General features: G+C 59.7%; 24 protein-coding genes. 8 read left to right on the top strand and 16 right to left on the bottom strand.

Annotated elements, in window-relative coordinates:
* Positions 1-7: 7 nt before the first annotated feature.
* The 8 genes from V7714_RS06640 (at position 8) to V7714_RS06675 (ending at position 4,969) form a co-directional block, all read left to right on the top strand.
* The gene (locus V7714_RS06640; protein WP_335709017.1) at positions 8-373 is read left to right on the top strand and encodes a hypothetical protein; all 366 of its coding nucleotides are present in this window, start codon (positions 8-10) and stop codon (positions 371-373) included.
* Positions 374-375: 2 nt separating this feature from the next.
* A complete protein-coding gene (locus V7714_RS06645; protein ID WP_335709018.1) occupies positions 376-1,377 on the top strand; it encodes a FecCD family ABC transporter permease in 1,002 nt (333 codons plus the stop codon).
* Positions 1,374-2,189: an ABC transporter ATP-binding protein gene (locus V7714_RS06650; RefSeq protein ID WP_335709019.1), complete on the top strand. Its 816-nt coding sequence runs from the start codon at positions 1,374-1,376 to the stop codon at positions 2,187-2,189. Before V7714_RS06645 ends, V7714_RS06650 begins: the two co-directional genes overlap by 4 nt.
* A 212-nt stretch (positions 2,190-2,401) precedes the next feature.
* A complete protein-coding gene (locus V7714_RS06655; protein WP_335709020.1) occupies positions 2,402-3,064 on the top strand; it encodes a VC0807 family protein in 663 nt (220 codons plus the stop codon).
* A 51-nt stretch (positions 3,065-3,115) separates the two neighbouring features.
* A complete protein-coding gene (locus tag V7714_RS06660; protein WP_335709021.1) occupies positions 3,116-3,418 on the top strand; it encodes a YciI family protein in 303 nt (100 codons plus the stop codon).
* Positions 3,415-3,684, top strand: coding sequence for a BolA family protein (locus tag V7714_RS06665; protein ID WP_284197596.1), 270 nt, complete (start codon positions 3,415-3,417; stop codon positions 3,682-3,684). The genes V7714_RS06660 and V7714_RS06665 overlap by 4 nt, the downstream gene beginning before the upstream one ends.
* Before the next feature lie 87 nt (positions 3,685-3,771).
* Positions 3,772-4,557, top strand: coding sequence for a peptidylprolyl isomerase (locus V7714_RS06670; RefSeq protein WP_335709022.1), 786 nt, complete (start codon positions 3,772-3,774; stop codon positions 4,555-4,557).
* 73 nt (positions 4,558-4,630) lie between these two features.
* A complete protein-coding gene (locus V7714_RS06675; RefSeq protein WP_284197598.1) occupies positions 4,631-4,969 on the top strand; it encodes a P-II family nitrogen regulator in 339 nt (112 codons plus the stop codon).
* 103 nt (positions 4,970-5,072) lie between these two features.
* Here the strand turns inward: V7714_RS06675 and V7714_RS06680 are convergent, their stop codons facing one another.
* From V7714_RS06680 to V7714_RS06755, 16 genes are all read right to left on the bottom strand, one after another.
* A complete protein-coding gene (locus tag V7714_RS06680; RefSeq protein ID WP_335709023.1) occupies positions 5,073-5,669 on the bottom strand; it encodes a hypothetical protein in 597 nt (198 codons plus the stop codon).
* 331 nt (positions 5,670-6,000) lie between these two features.
* Positions 6,001-6,789, bottom strand: a complete 789-nt coding sequence (gene fliR / locus V7714_RS06685; protein ID WP_335709024.1) for a flagellar biosynthetic protein FliR — start codon at positions 6,787-6,789, stop codon at positions 6,001-6,003.
* A 90-nt stretch (positions 6,790-6,879) separates the two neighbouring features.
* Entirely contained in the window at positions 6,880-7,149 is a 270-nt protein-coding gene (gene fliQ / locus V7714_RS06690) for a flagellar biosynthesis protein FliQ (RefSeq protein WP_284197601.1), read from the bottom strand.
* A 64-nt stretch (positions 7,150-7,213) separates the two neighbouring features.
* The gene (gene fliP / locus V7714_RS06695) at positions 7,214-7,951 is read right to left on the bottom strand and encodes a flagellar type III secretion system pore protein FliP (RefSeq protein WP_335709025.1); all 738 of its coding nucleotides are present in this window, start codon (positions 7,949-7,951) and stop codon (positions 7,214-7,216) included.
* The gene (fliO, locus tag V7714_RS06700; protein WP_335709026.1) at positions 7,948-8,406 is read right to left on the bottom strand and encodes a flagellar biosynthetic protein FliO; all 459 of its coding nucleotides are present in this window, start codon (positions 8,404-8,406) and stop codon (positions 7,948-7,950) included. The genes fliP and fliO overlap by 4 nt, the downstream gene beginning before the upstream one ends.
* A gap of 9 nt (positions 8,407-8,415) precedes the next feature.
* Positions 8,416-8,859, bottom strand: a complete 444-nt coding sequence (gene fliN, locus V7714_RS06705; RefSeq protein ID WP_290331831.1) for a flagellar motor switch protein FliN — start codon at positions 8,857-8,859, stop codon at positions 8,416-8,418.
* Positions 8,852-9,868 carry a flagellar motor switch protein FliM gene (gene fliM / locus V7714_RS06710; protein ID WP_284197605.1) on the bottom strand — a complete coding sequence of 339 codons (1,017 nt, stop codon included), beginning with the start codon at positions 9,866-9,868 and terminating at the stop codon, positions 8,852-8,854. The genes fliN and fliM overlap by 8 nt, the downstream gene beginning before the upstream one ends.
* Positions 9,869-9,898: 30 nt before the next feature.
* Positions 9,899-10,474, bottom strand: coding sequence for a flagellar basal body-associated FliL family protein (locus V7714_RS06715; protein ID WP_335709027.1), 576 nt, complete (start codon positions 10,472-10,474; stop codon positions 9,899-9,901).
* 187 nt (positions 10,475-10,661) lie between these two features.
* Complete coding sequence (locus tag V7714_RS06720) at positions 10,662-11,906, bottom strand: flagellar hook-length control protein FliK (RefSeq protein WP_335709028.1); 1,245 nt, start codon at positions 11,904-11,906, stop codon at positions 10,662-10,664.
* Positions 11,907-11,983: 77 nt separating this feature from the next.
* The gene (fliJ, locus tag V7714_RS06725; protein ID WP_284197608.1) at positions 11,984-12,436 is read right to left on the bottom strand and encodes a flagellar export protein FliJ; all 453 of its coding nucleotides are present in this window, start codon (positions 12,434-12,436) and stop codon (positions 11,984-11,986) included.
* Positions 12,437-12,496: 60 nt separating this feature from the next.
* The gene (gene fliI, locus V7714_RS06730; protein WP_335709029.1) at positions 12,497-13,933 is read right to left on the bottom strand and encodes a flagellar protein export ATPase FliI; all 1,437 of its coding nucleotides are present in this window, start codon (positions 13,931-13,933) and stop codon (positions 12,497-12,499) included.
* Positions 13,923-14,738 carry a flagellar assembly protein FliH gene (locus tag V7714_RS06735; RefSeq protein WP_335709030.1) on the bottom strand — a complete coding sequence of 272 codons (816 nt, stop codon included), beginning with the start codon at positions 14,736-14,738 and terminating at the stop codon, positions 13,923-13,925. The genes fliI and V7714_RS06735 overlap by 11 nt, the downstream gene beginning before the upstream one ends.
* Before the next feature lie 157 nt (positions 14,739-14,895).
* Positions 14,896-15,897 carry a flagellar motor switch protein FliG gene (gene fliG / locus V7714_RS06740; protein ID WP_284197611.1) on the bottom strand — a complete coding sequence of 334 codons (1,002 nt, stop codon included), beginning with the start codon at positions 15,895-15,897 and terminating at the stop codon, positions 14,896-14,898.
* Between the two features lie 106 nt (positions 15,898-16,003).
* On the bottom strand, positions 16,004-17,728 hold the full coding sequence (gene fliF, locus V7714_RS06745; protein ID WP_335709031.1) for a flagellar basal-body MS-ring/collar protein FliF: 1,725 nt from the start codon (positions 17,726-17,728) through the stop codon (positions 16,004-16,006).
* 13 nt (positions 17,729-17,741) lie between these two features.
* Entirely contained in the window at positions 17,742-18,065 is a 324-nt protein-coding gene (gene fliE / locus V7714_RS06750; protein ID WP_284197613.1) for a flagellar hook-basal body complex protein FliE, read from the bottom strand.
* 80 nt (positions 18,066-18,145) lie between these two features.
* The gene (locus V7714_RS06755) at positions 18,146-19,513 is read right to left on the bottom strand and encodes a sigma-54-dependent transcriptional regulator (protein WP_335709032.1); all 1,368 of its coding nucleotides are present in this window, start codon (positions 19,511-19,513) and stop codon (positions 18,146-18,148) included.
* Between the last annotated feature and the right edge of the window lie 12 nt (positions 19,514-19,525).

Raw genomic sequence — 19,525 nt, forward strand, 5'->3', positions numbered from 1 at the left:
GCTCCCCATGCTCGATGCACTGGAACTCAAACCCTTCGTGCCCTCCAGAGATTTCGACCTCAGCTGCCGGTTCTATCGCGATCTTGGTTTTGAGGAGCGGCTGGTTGGCGATGAACTCGCCGAGTTCAGCCTGGGTGCGCAGGCCTTCCTGCTGCAGGACTTCTATCGCAAGGACTGGGCACAGAACTGTGTGCTGCATCTATTGGTGAGCGACGCACATGCCTGGTGGCACCATATCAAGCAACTGGAGCTGTTTGACCGCTACCCCGGTACACGTGGGACACCGCCAGAAGACAAGCCCTGGCACATGTGCCAGTTCTCGCTGGTCGATCCTTGTGGTGTCCTGTGGCACATCGCCCACCCAACGCGCTGACTATGCCCACCACCCGCGCCTATTGGTTACGCCGACCCAGCCATCCGGCCCGCTTACCCGCCGCTGGCAGGCTGCCCTACCTGGCTTGGCCCACGCTGGCGGCATGCCTGCTGCTCTTTGCCGTCGGCTATGCCGGCGACAGCTGGGCTTGGCCAGACTTCAGCGATCCGCTGGTCAGCGGCCTGCGCTTGCCACGCATCGCCGCAGCCCTGATCGTGGGCGCCGCCATGGCCGCCAGCGGTGCCGCGCTGCAGGCGCTATTCCGTAACCCCCTGGCCGACCCTGGCCTCATCGGCACTGCCAGCGGGGCTGCCCTGGCCGCCGTTGCCGTCATGGCGCTGCACCTGACCATCCCACTACCTATTGCCGCCTTTGGCGGCGCCCTGCTGGCTACCTGGTTGTTGCTGTTGCTGGTCAAGCTGGTCGGCGGCGGCAATATCAGCCTGCTGCTGATGGGCCTGATGCTGGGTAGCTTTGCCGCGGCGGCCACCAGCCTGCTGCTGTTCCTGTCCGATGACCTGGCCCTGCGTAGTGCGCTGAGCTGGCTGTCAGGCCAGTTGGGCACGACTGTTGGCGCACCGCTGCTCTGGGCCAGCCCCGTGGCGCTGGCAGGCATCGCCCTGCTGCTGGTTTTGGGGCGGGATCTGGATTGCTTGCTGCTGGGCGATGAAGAAGCCACCAGCCTGGGTGTCAACGTGGAGCGGGTACGCCTGCTGACCGCCATCGGTGCCGCCCTGGCCGCCGGGGCGGCGGTCTCCATCGCTGGCATCATCGGTTTCATCGGCATGATGATCCCCAATGCCTGCGCGCTCTGGCTGGGTGGCGGGCGGCGCCAGCTGATTTTGGTCTCAGCCCTCAGTGGCGCCTGCTTCCTGCTGCTGATGGATACCCTGGCGCGGGGTATCGCCTACCCCATCAACTTGCCGGTTGGCCTGCTCATCGGCTTTATCGGACCTGTGTGTTTCGTCTGGCTGCTCCGTCGCCGAACCGGGAGTCACGCATGAACGCCCCCCTGCCTGCGCAGTTCCGTCCCGCCGCCTTTGCCGATGGCCTGCTGCAGTTCAGCCAGCTAGGCTATCGCCAGGGCAACCATCACTTGCTACGAGATATAGCCGGGCATATTCCGGCCGGCAGTTTCACCGTCCTGCTCGGCCCCAACGGCGCCGGCAAGAGTACCCTGCTGCGGCTGCTGGCGGGCCTGCTACCACCCAGCCAGGGCGATGTGCGATTGGCCGGCCTGCCCTTGCACAAGATGGATCCCCCAAGCCGTGCGCGCCAACTTGGCTGGTTGGGGCAGTTTCCCGCCCATGACCTGCCGCTGACCATAGAACAATATGTGCTGCTTGGCCGCCGCCCTGCCTTGGGCAGCTTCGGCAGACCCAGCCCTGACGACCTGGGGCGGGTGGGTGCAGCTTTGGCAGCATATGACATCAGCCACCTAGCACAACGTCGCTGGGGTGGCCTGTCTGGTGGCGAACGGCAACGTGCCGGCCTGGCCCGGCTGCAGGCACAAGACGCCCCGATCTGGTTACTGGACGAACCAACCAACCACCTGGATCTCAAGCACCAGGCGCAGTTGTTCCGCCGCCTGCGCAGCGAAGCTACCCACGGACGCACGGTGATCGCCGTGCTGCATGATATTGCCCAGGCGGCCCGTTGGGCAGATCAGGTACTGCTACTGGGCGGCGGCCGCCTGCTGGCCCAGGGTCGGCCAAGCGAGGCACTATGCCCCAGTAATCTTCGCCTGGCCTACGACTGCCCCTTGCAACTGTGGCAGAGCGCCAACGGCCATTGGCATGCCTCGGTAGAGGGCTGATTCCCGCCAAGCAGAGGATAGCAGCGCCGGACTCGCCACTACATCGGCCCCATCCGACCACTTATCCCAACGGTATGTGCAAGTCAGATCAAAGCGCTTATAGTTGCAGCTTTATCCTGTCCAGCCGCCCCGTCGGAGATGCAAACTTGGCCCACTCGCCGATAGATTCGGTCCCCCCTACCGCAGCACCTGCACCAAACAAACCCAGCCTGATGGGCAACCTGTTGATGAACATCATCATTCCAACCGTCATCATGACGCAGTTGAATGACGAGAATCGCCTGGGTCCTGTCTGGAGCATGCTGGTCGCCCTGATGTTTCCATTGGGTTACGGCATCCGTGAATACCTGACCAGCCGCAAGACCAACTTCATTTCCATCCTGGGCCTGATCTCCATCATGCTCACCGGTGGCATGGCCTTGCTCAAGTTGCCGCCCGAATACATCGCCATCAAGGAGGCCGCCATCCCCACCCTGCTGGGCTTGTTGACGGTCATTTCCATCAAGACGCCTTACCCGCTGGTACGTACCTTCCTCTATAACGAACAGGTTCTACAGGTAGACAAGATTGCGGCGGCCCTCAAGCAATACGGCAACGAGCGCCGCTTCGATCAGGTACTGACCAACAGCTCTTGGCTGATCGCCTCGTCCTTCCTGCTATCAGGCGTGCTCAACTATGTACTGGCCAAATGGATAGTCGTCAGCCAGCCCGGCACCCCGGCCTTCACCGCAGAACTGGGCCGCATGACCCTGTTGAGCTACCCCGTCATCGTACTGCCCAGCACCCTTGTGCTGGCAGCCACGCTGTATTACCTGATCAGCAATATCGAGAAGCTGACCCATATGGCCATGGCCGATATCATGCAGGCCACTTGAAACGGGGTGTCGCAACCCCATCTACGGCAAATTGAACCCAGAGGACGCACCATGTTCTATGCCATTACCGGCCGGGATGTCGCTGACTCACTGGCGCTACGGCTAGCCAACCGGCCTGCGCATCTGGCACGCCTCAACCAGCTGCAGGCGGAAGGCCGCTTGCTGCTGGCCGGGCCTTTCCCTGCCATTGACTCCCCCGACCCTGGCCCAGCGGGCTTTAGTGGCAGCCTGATCGTAGCGGAGTTCGCCGATCTTGCCGCCGCCCAGGCCTGGGCAGATGCCGATCCCTACCTGGTGGCCGGTGTTTATGAAAACGTGGATGTACGACCTTTCAAAAGGGTGCTACCTGCATGAACATTCCAGACCAAATCCGTGAGAAACTCGCGGTTTTGAATCCGCAGCTGCTGGATTTGCGTGATGACAGCGCAAAACATGCAGGTCATGCTGGCGCAGCATCGGGTGGCGGGCACTATCGCCTGCAGATTGTGTCCGAGCGCTTTGTCGGCCTGACATCGGTGGCACGCCACCGTTTGGTTTACGAAACACTGGGTGAGATGATGCGGCGCGAGATCCATGCGCTCGCCATCGAAGCCCGGACCCCGGGCGAAGCCGCGAGCTGAACCTTACCCGGTTCTGCAGGTGCATCAGCACCCGCGAACCTTGAATCTGCAACTTACCCCCTCAAAGAGCCAAGAAGGACGTATTCGATGCAAACCAAGATTTTCGCCCCCGCACTGATCGCCGCGCTGCTGGCCGGTGCCACCATCGCTGCTGACAAGCCGGTGGCCGTGGTCAATGGCGTCGCCATCCCGCAGAGCCAGATGGACTACATCCTCAAGGAAGTCGCCACTCGCGGCATGAAGGACAGCCCAGAGCTGCGCGCCAAGATCCGTGAAGATCTGATCACCAAGGAAGTGATTGCCCAGGAGGCCAACAAACAAGGCCTGGCCAAGAACCCTGATGTGCTCTTCGAAATCGGCATGGCATCGCAAAACGTTCTGTTGAAGGCCTACGTCCAGAACTATCAAAAGAACAACGTTATCTCGGAAGCCACCCTGAAGGCGCGTTACGACGAAGAGAAGGCCAAGATGGCCAGCCAGAAGGAATACAACGTTCGTCACATCCTGGTGAAGACCGAGAAGGAAGCCAACGACGTTATCGCCGCGCTGAAGAAGGGCAAGAAGTTCGAAGATCTGGCCAAGGAAAAGTCGCAAGACCCAGGCAGCAAGGACAAGGGCGGCCTGTATGAGCGCGTGCAGCCTGGTGCCATGGTGAAGGAATTCGACGAAGCCATGCAGAAGCTGGCCAAGGGTCAGATCACCCAAACCCCGGTCAAGACCCAGTTTGGCTACCATGTCATGAAGCTGGACGACGTTCGTGCAGCCCAAGGCCCATCCTTCGACGAAGTGAAGGGCGCCATCCAGCAGCAACTGCAAGGCCAGGCACTGGACAAGCTGATCGCTGATCTGCGCGCCAAGGCCAAGGTCGAGTAATCCTCGTCCAGCCAGTTACACCAAAGGGCCTTCCGGGGCCCTTTGTCGTTCTTATCAGGAGGAAAACATGGACATGAAGAAGATCGAAGCCGTCATCAAGCCATTCAAGCTCGATGAAGTGCGAGAAGCCCTGGCCGAAGTCGGTGTGACTGGTCTTACTGTCACCGAGGTCAAAGGCTTTGGCCGCCAAAAAGGTCATACCGAACTGTATCGAGGTGCCGAATATGTGGTCGATTTCCTGCCCAAGGTAAAGATCGAAGTGGTCATCACCAGCGACAAGGTCGAATCCGCCATCGATGCCATTGTCAAAGCTGCCCGCACCGGCAAGATAGGCGACGGCAAGATCTTCGTCAGCCCTGTGGAGCAGGTTGTGCGCATACGCACCGGCGAGACCGGTGCCGACGCAGTGTAGTGAATGGATAACAGGCCCGCACTAGCGGGCCTGAACCTACCCTGTTACGCCCATGCCTTGTGCAATCTGGACAGGCTAATAGGCGACCGAAACCTATCTAGGCTCAATGCCGGCCATCGTCCCAAGAGCAAAGCCGGGTTGTAGTCGCATAAGCCCACGATCCCACCTGGCCATTGGCGGTCAATCTGACCCTGAATGTTGCCGTGCCTCGTCCGGACCGGAATTCAAACTGCGTTCCTGAGGGTACAAATTGCCCTGTGCTGAATGGATCCAATTCAATCTCAGCCGTCGCGGGCGACGGGGATGCACCAGAAGCATCACTCCAGACTATCCAGCCATTGTGCAGCTTGGAGTGGCATTCACGATCCTGTACGGAGACTGTCGCGAAAGGCTGCTTAGGCACCATGGTGCAGGTTTCACCATTAGGCCGGCGCTCCACATGGGAAAAAGGAACCTGTGCGTGGCAGAATTGGCTTCTATCCGGGCTATAAAGCGTCACCCACGCGCTCATGGTTTTTTCTTGATAGCCGAACAGGGTGCCATTAGTGGGGAAGCTACCGTACATGCATGATACCGTGCCCGCATACCAGAAAACATCCAGCGTGCTCGGTGCGCACTTTTTGACATAGTCGTCACCAGGTGCCGCCATTGCGCTGCAGCCTAGCAAAGCCATGGCCACCGCTCCCAAAAACTTATTCATTGAATCTCTCCTTCATATTTCCGTTTGGCTATTTGTTGTAAGTACCATCAGCCCATCACAAGGTCGGCCATGGCGCCACGGATTCTATTACCAACAATAACAAGGAGAAAGAATTGCATGCCGACACTTTGGATCGTTGTAGTTTCCCAACGCATATAATACATCTGCACTTAAATACCCAGTACGAATAAAATCCTTTATGGGTATTTAAATGATTACGGAATAAAACCCAATCGGGGTATTATTCATACCCCTGACGATTGATTATGCTTATTGATGAATTATCAGGCAGGTATCTCAAGCAGATTGAAATGGCAAAGCCAGCCCAGCACTAGCCGCCGCCAAACACCTTGGCCAATCGGTAAGCCAGCCGCGTCGCCTCTTCCATCAACCTGTGTATATGCGGTGGAAACTGCGGCAGCGAGAAGTACAACGCCGCAACGCCTATTCCCAAAGTCAGCGGAAAACCCACTGCAAACACATTGAACTGCGGTGCAGCACGCGACATGACGCCGATGGAGAGATTGGTGATCAATAGCGCCGCCAGCACCGGTAACGACAACAACAGGCCCAACGTAAAAATCTGGCCACCGGCGTCAACCAGCAGCTTTAGTCCCGCCAGCTTCATGGGCTGGTCCGAGATAGGCAGTAACACGAAGCTACGGGCAATGGTTTCTATCACCAGCAAGTGGCCATTCATGGCCAGGAACACCAGGATGGTCAGCAGGCTGGCGAACTGCGCCACCACCACGGTATTGGTGCCGTGCTGCGGATCATAGAAACTGGCAAAACCCAAGCCCATCTGCAAGCCCGCAAGGTGGCCGGCCATTTCGATGGACGAGAACACCAGCCGCATGGTGAAGCCTATGGCCAGTCCAATCAGCAGTTGCTGGGCTATCACCAGTATCCCCAAGGCCGATACCGGCTCAATAGCTGGCATGGGTGGCAAGGAGGGCGCAATCAGAATGGCCAGCATCATGGACAAACCCACCCGTACCCGCACCGGTATGCTGCGGCTGGAGTAGAACGGGTCCATGGCAAAAATGGCCAAGATGCGGAAGAAAGGCCATAGCAACATCCCCAGCCATGCCTGTATCTGTGCATCGGTCAGGGTGATCATAGCGGCCGCCTGCTACCTTGGCGCGACCAGCAGCCAGATTGCATATCAGGCCGCCGTGGCGGCTTAGGCGTGGAACGCAACACGGCGAGACTACCCGATCATGGTGGGGATGGCCTGATACAGCCGTATGGTGTAGTCCATCAGGATGGACAGCATCCAAGGCCCTGCCAGCACCGCTACCATAAAGGTGATCAACAGCTTGGGAATGAACGATAGCGTGGCTTCGTTGATCTGGGTGGCAGCCTGGAACACGCTGATGATCAGGCCTACCACCAGCCCGGCCAGCAGCATGGGGCCGCCTATCAGTATCATGACCTCGAAGGCACGCTGGATGATAGTAATGACCATTTCCGGTGACATGACGATGCCTCCTCGGTTTGTTTGATCTCAGTATGAGCTGGAGAGTGCCAGAACCCGTAGCAAGCTAGGTATAGAAGCTTTGCACCAGGGAGCCTATCAGCAGTGTCCAGCCATCCACCAGCACAAACAGGATGATCTTGAACGGCAGGGAAATGGTCACCGGACTCACCATCATCATACCCATGGCCATCAGCACGCTGGCCACCACCATGTCGATGATCAGAAAGGGGATGAATACCAGGAAGGCGATCTGGAAGGCCGTCTTCAGCTCACTGGTCACAAAGGCGGGGACCAGCACCTTCAGGCTGACATCCTCCGGCCCTTGGGGTTTGGCACTTTGAGACAGCTCGATAAACAGCGCCAAATCCTTCTGCCTGGTCTGCTTGATCATGAACTGCTTGAGCGGCACGCTAGCGCGCTCCACCGCCGTATTGAAATCAATCTGCTGCTGCGAGAACGGCTGGTACGCCTCCACCCAAATCTTGTCGAGCACCGGCGACATCACGAACACCGTGAGAAATAGCGACAAACCGACGATCACCTGGTTGGGGGGCGCCTGCATGGTGCCCAGTGCCTGCCGCAGCATGGACAGCACGATGACGATGCGGGTAAACGCCGTCATCATCAACAGGATGGCCGGCAGGAAGGTCAAGCTGGTCAGGAACAGCAGGGTCTGCAGGGTCAGCGTATAGCTCTGCCCTGCCCCGCTGGGCTGGCTGGTCAGCAGGGGCAGACCGGGGTCGGCTGCTACGGCGGGTAGCGCTAGGGCAATCAGGCCAAGCAGGTAGATGCGTGGCCTCATTGCGCTCCCTCTCCCGCCCGGCGGGCCTTGATCACACCGGCCAACTTCTCGGCAAAAGGCATCGGAGCCGCCACCTGTGGCAGATCATCGGGCCTGGGCAGGGTATGCAGGGTTGACACCTTGTTCGGTGTGACCCCAAGCACCAGCCAGGTATCGCGCAGCTCCACCACCACCACGCGTTCCTTGGCACCAACCATGACACCGCCGACCACGCGCAATTGGGCCTGCCCGCCGAAATGGCCGGGGGTCATCCGCCGCATCAGCCAGGCGGAGCCAAAAATGGCCGCAATCACCAGCAGCAGCGAAAAGAACACCTGTACCAGGCTAAGCAGGGACGGGCCAGCCGGGCTGCTCAATACCGGCACGGCGGCAGCAGCCTTGGCCGGCTCCGCACCCAGCACACAAACAGAAACCGCCGCAGAAAGTGCGGCGGCCGATAGAGCGATCAGGCGCATGGGCAGGGTTTACTTGTGCAGGCGGCGGATACGTTCCGCCGGCGTAATGATATCGGTCAGGCGGATACCGAACTTGTCGTTCACCACCACCACTTCGCCCTGGGCGATCAGCGTGCCATTCACCAGCACATCCATGGGCTCGCCTGCCAATCCGTCCAGTTCCACAACCGAACCCTGTGCCAGTTGCAGCAGGCTGCGGATGGCAATCTTGGTACGCCCCAACTCCACTGTCATGGCCACCGGGATGTCCATGATCATCTCGATGCCGGAGGGACCGGTAGGCTTGTCCGGTTGCTGGTCAAAACTCTTGAAAATATCTGCCGGCGACGCGGTCGGCATGGCTACGGCGGGCGTAGAGACGGCTGCCTCCATGGCAGCGGCTTCGGCGGTCTGCTGTTCTGCCAATGCGGCAGCCCAGTCATCCAGCCCCTGTTCGTCCATTTCGTTACTCATTGTTCAACTCCTCAGGCTGCTCCTCATCGAGCATCAGGTTCTCCGCCGAGGTGAGTATCTTCTCCACCTTGAGGGCATACTGCCCGTGCAGCGTACCATAGTGCCCTTCCAGCAGTGGCACCCCGTCCACCTCGGCAATGATGGTTTCCGGTATATCAATACCAATCACATCGCCCGCCTTGAGGTCCAGGATATCTCCCAGCGTAATCTTGGCGCTGCCCAGGTTGCAGATCAGTTGCACTTCAGAATTCTGCACTTCGCGCGATAGTAGCTTGACCCAACGGTTGTCCGACTCCATGCGGTCTGCCTGCATGGAGCTGTACAACATGTCGCGCAAGGGCTCGATCATCGAATACGGGAAGCAGACATGAAAATCGCCGCCGCCCGAACCGAGTTCGATCTTGAAGGTAAAGGCCACCACCACCTCGGTAGGGGTGGCGATATTGGCGAACTGGGTATTCATTTCCGAGCGCACATAGGTGAACTCGGTCTTGAATACCGGCTCCCAGGACTTGCGGTACTCGTCCATCACCACTTCCAGCAAGCGCTGGATGATGCGCTGCTCGGTGGGGGTGAAATCCCGTCCCTCCACCCGAACATGGTAACGGCCATCCGAACCGAACATATTGTCCACCACCAGAAACACCAGGTCCGGATCAAAGATGAACAGGCCGGTGCCGCGCAGCGGCTTCATATGGATCAGGTTGAGGTTGGTAGGCACCACCAGATTGCGGATGAATTCGCTGTACTTCTGCACGCGCACCGGCCCGACCGAGATTTCGGCCGAACGACGCATGAAATTGAACAGGCCTATGCGCAGGTTACGGGCAAAGCGCTCGTTGATCACTTCCAGGGTCGGCATCCGACCGCGAACGATACGTTCCTGACGGCCAATGTCGTAGGCGCGTATGGCCGAGGAATCCAGCCCCTCGTCCGCGTCTTCGTCTTCACCCGTCACCCCACGTAAGAGGGCGTCTACCTCTTCCTGGGAAAGTATGTCGTCGGCCATGATACGGACCCCATTACCGCTTGCGTTGCCTTACTGGATGATAAAGGTCTTGAATTCAACGCTCATCACGCCGTCCTCGTCGTCCTTTGCCCCCAGCACCTTGTTGACGGTCTGCTTGATCTCGTCCATCAACTTCACCTTGGATTCCAAGGTCGTAATATCTTCCTGCTTCTTCGAGCTCAGCAGCAGGTTGACCTGGCTGCTGATACGCGGCATATAGCTTTTCACCAAATCCGCCTGCTTCTCGTCCAGCACCTGAGCGTGTATCTCGGTCTGCAGTACCACACCGTTCGCCAGGTTCACCGTAAAGGTATCCAGCTTGGTAAAGACCGGTGGCGCATCGCTCTCCGCCTTCTTCTTTTCCTTCTTCTTGTTGCTCTTGCCCTCGGCCTCACCCGTGTCGGCCGATTGCTCGGTAGCGGCTACCGGTTCACCAAAACTCTGGTTGGCCGAGATCGTCAGGAACAACCAGGTCGCAAATGCCCCACCCACCACGATCACCAGTATCAACAAGGCAATCACGACATAAAGAATGACGTTTTTCTTACCCTTGGGCGCGCTGTCCCCAGCGTCTGCCTGCGGCGCAGGTTTCTTGGCTTCTGCCATAAGAATTATCCTTTAGGAGTGCGTATTGTTCTAAACAAAGCGGGTGCATACATATTGCTCACCTAGTCTGTTTATAAAGCAAACCCGCCACAGGAACAAGCATTGGCGCGGGTTACACGCAATCACGGACAATTCCCCTACACGCCCCTACGCTACGCCGGCCGGCGCCCCGACCGGCACGCGCATATCAAACAAACAGATTCACATTGCCAGGCAGACCTGGCGGCAGCTTCACCCGCCAGGTATTCGCGGGTGCCTGCACCTCTTCGGTCTGGGCAGAGAAGCTACGGCCAGCGTGGCGGCCACTCCTGTCATCCTGTCCCTGACCACCCTGCCCGGCCTGCGATTCCACATGGGCTTGATTCAACTGGATGCCACTCTCCGCCAGCATCTCGCTTAGCCTGGGCATGGAGGCCTGCAAGGCCTCGCGCACCGGTGCCTGGGCCGCGAAGAAAGTCAGGGTGGCCTGGTCCTGATTCAGCGTCAGCTTGACCTCCATCGGTCCCAGGTGGGGCGGGTTCAGATGCATCTCCACCTCCTGCTGCTGATTGCTCACCATCATGACGACCTTGTTACCTACGGCGCGATCCCAGCCCTCGCTGCCCACAGGCTGGTGGATGGCATAGGCGGAGCCACGTGTCGATTCTGTCGTATGGCTACGTGGCAACTCCATCCGTATGGCCGCCGTGCCGGATTGCTGGCGCAGGGTCGCCGCATCGGTCGATGCCAGCTTCTGATCCAGCGCAACCTGAAAGCCGCTCGCCACCTGATCCAGTAACATTGCTTCCGCATCAGCCTGCGGCAAGTCCTGCCGCAGGCCGGCAAGTTTGTCCGTAGCCTCACCCAGCAGTTGCTGGGAAAAACTCTTGTCCGATTTATCTTTCACGGCTTCACGGCCATCGAGCAAGGCTTGGGCAAGGCCTGCATGCTGCAATAGCGGGTCACCCTTTACCTCGGCCTCAGCCTGCAAGGCAGCCAGGCCACAGTCCACGTAAACCTGCAATTGCGCCACCATGCCGGCAGCTGCAGCTTGCTCTGCACTCCCTTCGGCCCCCTTGTCCTGATCTGGCGCCTCCGACCGCTCCTTACCCGCTTCACGGGTCGCCGGCTGTTCGCTCGCAGGTGTCGTCTGCTCGGGTGTTTCTGCCATCTTGCTCGGCTCGGCCGCCTTTTCCGGCTGCTTGGCGGGTTCCGCGGGCTTGGCCACGGCCACCGGTTTGACCGCCTCCAGAGGCTTGGCCTGGTGCTGTACAGGCTTGCTTACCTGGGCGTCGCGCGCCAGTTGCTCATTCTGGCGGCTCTGCATCTGCCGGTTGAGCGATTGCTCAAACAGGTTGTTGCCCACCGATTCCTCGGCCCGCAACTTACCCGGCACCGTCACGGAGGCAGCAAGCTGGGCAATGATATTGTTGGTCTGGCTGGCGGTAGGCATGGTGCAGTCCTTGTCCTGAGTCTCTCCCCTGTCGGGGTCAGTACACTCTCAGCAAAAACAATGCCACCCACCCGAAATCAATGCCCCGATGCATCGCGCCGACGCTGTAGTATCGAAGCCCATTCATCGGTCAGTTTCTGATCCTGCTTGGCTTCACGCTGCGTCTCACGACTCTGGTGCCGGTCCTGCAGGGTCTCATACGCCTTGACCTCGCGCTCGCAGGCCTGCCAGGCCTGCTTGCGGGCCTCCAGTTGCGCCTCGCAACGCGCTTCTTCAGCCAGCTGTTGCTCAACCGCAGTATCCAGTTTGGCCAGGAACAACTGAAAATCGTTCCATTGATGAATACGCATGCCTCGCGATGCCGTATCCGTCAGGCGCGTGCGGTACTCCTCACGATACTGCTCAATCTGTGCCCGCCGCGCACGCGCCTGCTCCAGCCGCTGCAGTGCCGCGCTGATGGCGCGCGCCGCATCTTCGCGTTTGTCGATGGCGAGTTCCAACAGGAATGCAAACTGAAAAGCCTTGGCCACGACAGCAACCCGGAGTTAGCACCACCACCCAAGGCAGCGGTTTGTTGGTGGTACATAAGTTTATTCGCCAAACAGGGCCGCCAATCGCATCCTGGCCCCGGCATAGCCCTCACGCTCGAAAATACCCTGCTGCAGAAATGCCTCCATGGCCGGCATCCTGGCTATCGCCTCGTCCAGCAAGGGATCAGACCCTCGCACATAGGCACCCACATTGATCAGGTCGCGGCTACGCTGATAGCGCGAATACAGCTGCTTGAAGCGCCTGACCAGATTGTATTCCTCTGGCTCGATGATGTCGGTCATCACACGGCTGATGGATTGCTCCATATCGATAGCCGGATAATGGCCTGCATCGGCCAGTTGCCGACTCAGCACGATATGGCCGTCCAGGATGGCGCGGGCACTGTCGGCGATGGGATCCTGCTGATCGTCACCCTCGCTCAGCACAGTATAGAAGGCGGTGATGGATCCCCCACCCTCCTGCCCATTGCCCGCCCGCTCAACCAGCGCAGGCAGCTTGGCAAAGACCGAAGGAGGATAGCCCTTGGTGGCCGGCGGCTCACCGACGGCCAGGGCAATCTCGCGCTGCGCCATGGCGTAGCGCGTCAATGAATCCATGATCAGCAGCACATTGGCGCCCTGATCGCGGAAATACTCGGCAATCGCTGTAGCGTAAGCTGCACCATGCAGGCGCAGCAAAGGTGGGGTATCGGCGGGGGCTGCCACTACTACCGAGCGGCGTAGGCCTTCCTCGCCGAGGATATTCTCGATGAAGTCCTTTACCTCGCGGCCTCGCTCGCCTATCAGACCCACCACCACCACATCAGCCGTGGTGTAGCGGGCCATCATGCCCAGCAGCACACTCTTACCCACGCCCGAACCGGCAAACAGGCCCAGGCGCTGACCCCGGCCCACTGTGAGCATGGCATTGATGGCGCGCACCCCGACATCCAGCACATCATGCACCGGCACACGATCCAGGGGATTGAAGGGGCGGGAGAACAGCGGCACATGGGCTTCAACCTGCAGATGCCCCAGCTTGTCCAAGGGCCTGCCCAAGCCATCCAGCACGCGCCCCAGTAGATGCGGACCAACAGCCGCCTGGCGCCCCCGGTCTTCCAGCCTGCGCCGTGGTGCATGGGTCAGGTTGAAATAGGGCACCCGATTGGCCAGGTCTTCATAAGCCACCACCCAGGCGCCCGGCTCCAGGCCATAGACTTCCGCCACAGGCATCAGAAACAGCTTGTCGCCGTTAAACCCCACCACTTCGGCTTCTATGCTGTGACCAGCCGGCAGAATGATGTGACAGCTTGCGCCCACAGGCAGCTTGATGCCCACCGCCTCCAGCACCAGCCCGGCCACCCGGGTCAATCGCCCTTTGGGCAGCCAGGGCTTGGTCGCCGCCACGGTATCGCAACATTGCTCGGCATAGCGCTGCCAGCGCGCCAGCACGGGTGGTGCCGATGCGGCAGGCGCAACGTCATCCTCAGTGCTCATCGTCAGCTACCCAGGGGTCGCTGCGCCCCAAGCCCTCAACAATCCGCCGCCACCGGCCAGATAGCGACAAGTCCAGCTCGACACTGGCATTGCTGATGCGGCAACCACCCCGCTCCATTTCGGCAACCGGCTCCAGCCGCCATTGCAGGGTAGCCAGCTCTCCTGCCAGCAAGGTCTGTAGCAATGCCAGGTCATCCGGGTGCAGTTCCAGCTTCAACGGTCCTTGCAGCTCCGGCAGGCTGTTGATGGCCTCGCGTACGACGGCCAACAGCGACTCGGGCGATTGGCTCAGCTGCTGCCGCACCATCTGGCGCGCAGCGGCAAGGGCAATATCCAGTATGGGCTGGGCCAGCGCGTCCTCGTAGTCCGCCACGGCCGTCGCCAGTTGCGATACCAGCAGCTTGAACTGCAGCACTTCCGCCTCAGCCTCCTGCCGCCCCACCTGCAAGCCTGCTGCATACCCGGCGGCATGGCCCGCTTCGCGCCCGGCCACCTCACCCTCGGCAAACCCTGCCTGCCTGCCCTGAGCGTGACCATCGGCATAGGCTTCCTGATGTGCCGCCAGCTTGAGCTGGTCCAGCTCCACTTCAGCAATCATGGGAACCATGCTGATCTCGGCCTCGGCCACCACCGTGCTTTCCTCCACGGCCTGCTCAGCCACGGGCTCCTGCTCTGCCGGTACTACCTCAGGCACATACACATGCGGCCTTTGTACCGACGTGCCGCTGAGCTGGGTCATATGCCAGGGTTCCAGCGGGGGTACATCCTCGCGCCTTATGATTTTCTTCTCACCCCAGGCCTTCATTGCATCACCTCAGCGCCCATACTTGTTAAGAGCCACCAACAAAACCCTTCTGGCGTTGTTGTGCGAGCTTGCCGTACCCACGTACAGACTGCCGCACGCGCCTGGCCACAACCGCCATGCCGGCCGGGTTAGCAGCGCTAAAACCGCTCGCGCGGCATTACTCGACAAACCCTTCGCCACCACCCTTGGCAATCGCAATCTGGCCTTCATCAGCCAGGCGGCGCACCACCTTGAGTATCTCGCGCTGCTCGGCCTCGACCTCGGACACCTTGACCGCACCCTTGGCCTCGAAATCGTCGCGCAGCATCTCGGCCGCACGCTGCGACATATTCTTGAATATCTTGGTACGCAGTATCTCGCTGGTACCCTTCATGGCGGTAATCAGGGAGTCGGACGATATTTCGCGCAACAGCAACTGTATGCCGCGATCGTCGATATCGATCAGGTTCTCGAAGGTGAACATCTTGTCCTGGATACGCTGCGCCAGTTCTGGATCGTATTCCCGTATGGCATTGATGGCCGAAGCTTCGACCACCCCCCCCATGAAGTTGAGGATCTCGGCTGCCATGCCCTCGCCGCCCATGGCCGACTTCTTGACGCGATCCGCACCAGACAGCAGCTGGGTAAGCACATCATTGAGTTCACGCAAGGCGGTAGGCTGCACCCCTTCCAGGGTAGCGATACGCAGCAGCACATCGTTGCGCAGGCGCTCAACAAACTGGTTCAGCACCTCGGACACCTGGTCCGGCTCCAGATGCACCAGGATGGTGGCAATGATCTGAGGGTGCTCGTTCTTGATCAATTCGGCCACCGCGACCGAATCCATCCACTTCAGCGACTCGATACCGGTATTGTCCCCCCCCTGCAGGATGCGATCCAGCAGGTTGGCCGCCTTGTCCGACCCCAACGCCTTGGTCAGCACCGAGCGGATGTACTCGTCAGCCGCACCGAAGTTGGCGCGATTCATGGTGGAGCCCAGGAAATCGCCCACCACCTCTTCCACCTGTTCGCGGGTAACGTTATCCATGCTGGCCATGGCCAGGCCTATCTTCTGCACCTCTTTAGGACCCAGGTACTTGAAGACTTCTACAGCAGCCTCCTCACCCAGGCTCATCAACAGGATGGCACTGCGGCGGATGGCTTCATCATTAGCGGCCATGCTGGCTCCAGAAAACGGTGCGATAGGCACCCTGATTCACATCGACGCCTGCAAGGCCCGGCGGCCGGCGACACCCACCAGCCCAGCCGAACCAACAGACCAAGACTTAACCGGTTTTTTGATCAGAAGGATCGGCAGTGAGCCATTCGCGGATGATGGTAGCCACCATGCGCGGGTCTTCCTTGGCCATTTCCTTGGCGCGCTGCAGCAGCTCGCTGAAAGCCGCCAACTGCGCACCCGCCTCGGCTTCGGCCACCACCTCGGCCTCCACCTCAGACTGCGCCAATTCCTCTGCCGTCAGGGCCACGCCACCTTCCTCGCCCCCCATGGCACCCTTGTCCTGGCGTGGGCGTATCACATCGCGCAGGATGGGGCGCACCACGCCAAACAGGAGATAAGCCACCACCAGGGCAATCAGGATGACCTTGAGGATATCGGCAGTATTGGCAATCAGGTATTCGGTCAGTTTCTCGAAGAAGGACTTGCCCGCCACATCCAGTATGCGGTCTGCAAAGGCAGCATTGACCACCTTCACTGAATCGCCCCGATCCCGGTTGTAGCCTATGGCTTCCTGTACTAGGTTGGTCACCTGGTTGATCTCGGGCTGGGTCAGCGGTTGCGACTTCACGCCGCCATCCTTCTGCTGCACCCGCTTGAAGTTCACCACCACAGCGGCATTGACCCGCTTGAGCACGCCCACCTGCTGGCGTACATGGGCAACGGTCTTGTCCACCTCGTAGTTGCGCGTCATCTCCTTATGCGAGGTGGAGGACGGCGCATTGTTGACAGTCACGCCCGGTGGATTGGGCAAGGTAATGGGCGCACTGGCGGCACCGGGTGGCTGGTTCGACAAGGCACCCGGCACGCCGGAAGGCTGGCTGGCATTGGCACCCGCCCCTTCGCTGGACTGCTCGCTGCGTATGGCCGAGGCATTGGGTGGTGAATTGGGCTTGAACGTCTCCGACGCCTGCTCCACTTCAGAGAAGTCCATCTGAACCGTCACTTCGGCCTTGACGTTATCCTTGCCGACGATAGGTTCCAGTATTTTCTGGATACGCTCGGACAGCAGCGACTCCTGCTGCGCCACCAAAGCCATCTGCCGCTGGTTGAGCGAACCATTGCCACCATTGAGCAGGTCGGGCATGTTGGACAGCAGGCTGCCATCCTGATCCACCACCGTGACATTCTTGATAGGCAGATCAGGTACGCTGCTGGACACCAGATGGATAATGCCGGCAATCTGCGCCCCATCCAGCGCACGGCCCGGATGCAGGGTCAGCAATACCGAAGCGGTGGGTTTCTGCTGTTCACGTAGAAATACGGTCTGCTTGGGCATGGCCAGATGGATGCGGGCGGAAGCCACAGCCGAGAGCGACTCAATAGACCGCGCCAACTCACCTTCAACCGCACGCTGGTAATTGACCTGTTCACCGAACTGGCTGATGCCGAATTTCTGGTTATCCAGCAACTCGAAACCCACGGTGCCGCCCTTGGGCAAACCCTGTGACGCCAGTTGCAGCCGGGCCGCATGCACCATTTCGGCCGGCACCGAGATCACGCCGCCGGGTTCAAGCTTGTAGGGGATATTCTGCTGTTGCAGTATCTGGACGATCTGGCCGCCATCCTTATCGGAAATATTGGCGAACAGTATCTTGTAGCCGGGGTCGCGCGCCCACAGCACACCAATGACCAGCGCCGCCACCACGGCTGCGATGACGGCTATCGTGAGTATCTTGCGCGTATTGGGGAGTTGATTGAACTGCTGGATGAGGTTGGGACGCTCACCCTGCTGCAGATCTCGATTGTCGACGGCTACGACCGCGTCATCCATATATCAGGCGATATCACACCTGCATGTTCATAACTTCCTGGTATGCGGACACCAGCTTGTTACGAACCTGCACCATAGTCTGGAAAGACAGGCTCGCCTTCTGCAGCGAGACCATCACGTCTTGCAGGTTGGCGTTGGGGTCGCCCATTTCGAACGCCTGCTGCTTGGCCTGCGAATCGAGTTGCATCTGATTGACCTGGTCCAGCGACGACTTCAGCACAGACGCGAAATCACCACCTTCCGGCAAGGCCTCTGCAGCGGACGAAGACTGCCCGGCCGCCTTGGCGGACATGGCCTTTAACTCGCCCAGCAGGTTGTCTATCCCTTGCACGCTCATGATGCACCTCGAAACTGCGTGAAATTGTATGTGTCTCGCTTGAACAATAGCAAGCAATCCGCAGGCCAACAGGCCTTTTATTACTCTTCCTGCCAACCTTCTTCGCGATACTGCTGCAATTTGTAGCGCAGCGTACGTTCACTCATGCCCAGCTTTTCTGCCGCCAGCTTGCGCACACCCCCGGCCTGCTTGAGTGTATCGACTATGTGCTGCCGCTCCAGCGAACGCATGTCGGTCACTACAGGCGCAGCAGGCGGCAAATCCGGCTGCGGCATATTTGCCACCGGCGCGGCAATTCTTGCCGCCACCGGCAATACTTGCCGGCGCAATTGCGGCAAAAACAGGTGTTCAGGTTCTATATCGTCACCGGGAGCCAAAATTAAAGCCCGCTGCATGACATTCTCCAACTCCCGGATATTGCCATCCCAGCTATGTGACGTCAGGGCAGCCGCAGCGGCGGCACTGATTGCCGGCACCCGCCGCTTACCCGAGGCTGCATGCCTAGATAGCATGGCCCGTGCCAGGGGCACGATATCGTCCGGGCGCTCGCGCAATGCCGGCAATGCCAGCGGAAAAACATTGAGCCGGTAGTACAAGTCCTCGCGGAAGCGGGCAGCAGCCACCTCGGCAGGCATATCGCGGTTGGATGTCGAGAGTACGCGGATATCAATGGCGATCGGTTTCTTGCCCCCTACCCGCTCCACTTCCCGCTCTTGCAGCACGCGCAACAGCTTGGCCTGTAGTTCCAGTGGCATTTCCGAGATTTCATCGAGCAACAGCGTACCGCCATCCGCCTGCTCGAACTTGCCGATATGTTGGTTGGCCGCGCCGGTAAACGCCCCTTTTTCGTGGCCAAACAGGGTGGACTCCAGCAGCTGCTCGGGTATGGCGGCACAATTGATCGCCACAAACGGGCCGTCCGCACGGGACGAGTGGCGATGTATATAGCGCGCCAGCACTTCCTTACCGGTACCGCTCTCCCCGGTAATCATCACCGCCGCCTCCGACATGGCCACCCGCTGGGCCATATCCAGCAAGTGCAACATGCCCGGATCTTCGGCAATCACCGCATCGTCGTCCACCGCCGGCAGCATGTACTTGGCCACCGTCGCCAGCAGGTCATCCGGCTCGAATGGCTTGGGCAGGTAGTGCGCCGCGCCGGCATGGAGTGCCGCCACCGCCTTCTCGATCACACCATAGGCCGTCATCAGCACCACCGGTATATGGGGATAGGCCAGCTTTACCTGCTTGAGCAGCGTCTCACCATCCATGGGCTGCATCTGGACATCCGACAACACCATGCCGACCTTGCGTTCAGCCAGCACCAACAATCCGGCTTCGCCATCCTCGGCACTCAGCACTTGATAACCCGCCAGCTCCAGCGTATCGGTCAGCGCCTCGCGCAGGTCGTTGTCATCCTCGACGATCAGTATGGGCAGTGCGGGCATGGCTCTGTTTCT

Source organism: Chitinimonas sp. JJ19 (assembly GCF_036961565.1).
Lineage (GTDB): Bacteria > Pseudomonadota > Gammaproteobacteria > Burkholderiales > Chitinimonadaceae > Chitinimonas.

Coding starts and splice junctions, on each gene's coding strand:
- fliI (WP_335709029.1), bottom strand. CDS start 13,933: ATGAGCACTGAGGATGACGTTGCGCCTGCCGCATCGGCACCACCCGTG.
- V7714_RS06675 (WP_284197598.1), top strand. CDS start 4,631: ATGAAGAAGATCGAAGCCGTCATCAAGCCATTCAAGCTCGATGAAGTG.
- V7714_RS06640 (WP_335709017.1), top strand. CDS start 8: ATGCTCGATGCACTGGAACTCAAACCCTTCGTGCCCTCCAGAGATTTC.
- V7714_RS06655 (WP_335709020.1), top strand. CDS start 2,402: ATGGGCAACCTGTTGATGAACATCATCATTCCAACCGTCATCATGACG.
- V7714_RS06680 (WP_335709023.1), bottom strand. CDS start 5,669: ATGAATAAGTTTTTGGGAGCGGTGGCCATGGCTTTGCTAGGCTGCAGC.
- fliO (WP_335709026.1), bottom strand. CDS start 8,406: ATGCGCCTGATCGCTCTATCGGCCGCCGCACTTTCTGCGGCGGTTTCT.
- fliE (WP_284197613.1), bottom strand. CDS start 18,065: ATGAGCGTGCAAGGGATAGACAACCTGCTGGGCGAGTTAAAGGCCATG.
- V7714_RS06650 (WP_335709019.1), top strand. CDS start 1,374: ATGAACGCCCCCCTGCCTGCGCAGTTCCGTCCCGCCGCCTTTGCCGAT.
- fliG (WP_284197611.1), bottom strand. CDS start 15,897: ATGGCCGCTAATGATGAAGCCATCCGCCGCAGTGCCATCCTGTTGATG.
- fliR (WP_335709024.1), bottom strand. CDS start 6,789: ATGATCACCCTGACCGATGCACAGATACAGGCATGGCTGGGGATGTTG.
- V7714_RS06660 (WP_335709021.1), top strand. CDS start 3,116: ATGTTCTATGCCATTACCGGCCGGGATGTCGCTGACTCACTGGCGCTA.
- fliF (WP_335709031.1), bottom strand. CDS start 17,728: ATGGATGACGCGGTCGTAGCCGTCGACAATCGAGATCTGCAGCAGGGT.
- V7714_RS06720 (WP_335709028.1), bottom strand. CDS start 11,906: ATGCCTACCGCCAGCCAGACCAACAATATCATTGCCCAGCTTGCTGCC.
- V7714_RS06755 (WP_335709032.1), bottom strand. CDS start 19,513: ATGCCCGCACTGCCCATACTGATCGTCGAGGATGACAACGACCTGCGC.
- V7714_RS06715 (WP_335709027.1), bottom strand. CDS start 10,474: ATGGCAGAAGCCAAGAAACCTGCGCCGCAGGCAGACGCTGGGGACAGC.
- V7714_RS06665 (WP_284197596.1), top strand. CDS start 3,415: ATGAACATTCCAGACCAAATCCGTGAGAAACTCGCGGTTTTGAATCCG.
- V7714_RS06645 (WP_335709018.1), top strand. CDS start 376: ATGCCCACCACCCGCGCCTATTGGTTACGCCGACCCAGCCATCCGGCC.
- fliQ (WP_284197601.1), bottom strand. CDS start 7,149: ATGTCACCGGAAATGGTCATTACTATCATCCAGCGTGCCTTCGAGGTC.
- fliN (WP_290331831.1), bottom strand. CDS start 8,859: ATGAGTAACGAAATGGACGAACAGGGGCTGGATGACTGGGCTGCCGCA.
- V7714_RS06670 (WP_335709022.1), top strand. CDS start 3,772: ATGCAAACCAAGATTTTCGCCCCCGCACTGATCGCCGCGCTGCTGGCC.
- fliP (WP_335709025.1), bottom strand. CDS start 7,951: ATGAGGCCACGCATCTACCTGCTTGGCCTGATTGCCCTAGCGCTACCC.
- fliM (WP_284197605.1), bottom strand. CDS start 9,868: ATGGCCGACGACATACTTTCCCAGGAAGAGGTAGACGCCCTCTTACGT.
- V7714_RS06735 (WP_335709030.1), bottom strand. CDS start 14,738: ATGAAGGCCTGGGGTGAGAAGAAAATCATAAGGCGCGAGGATGTACCC.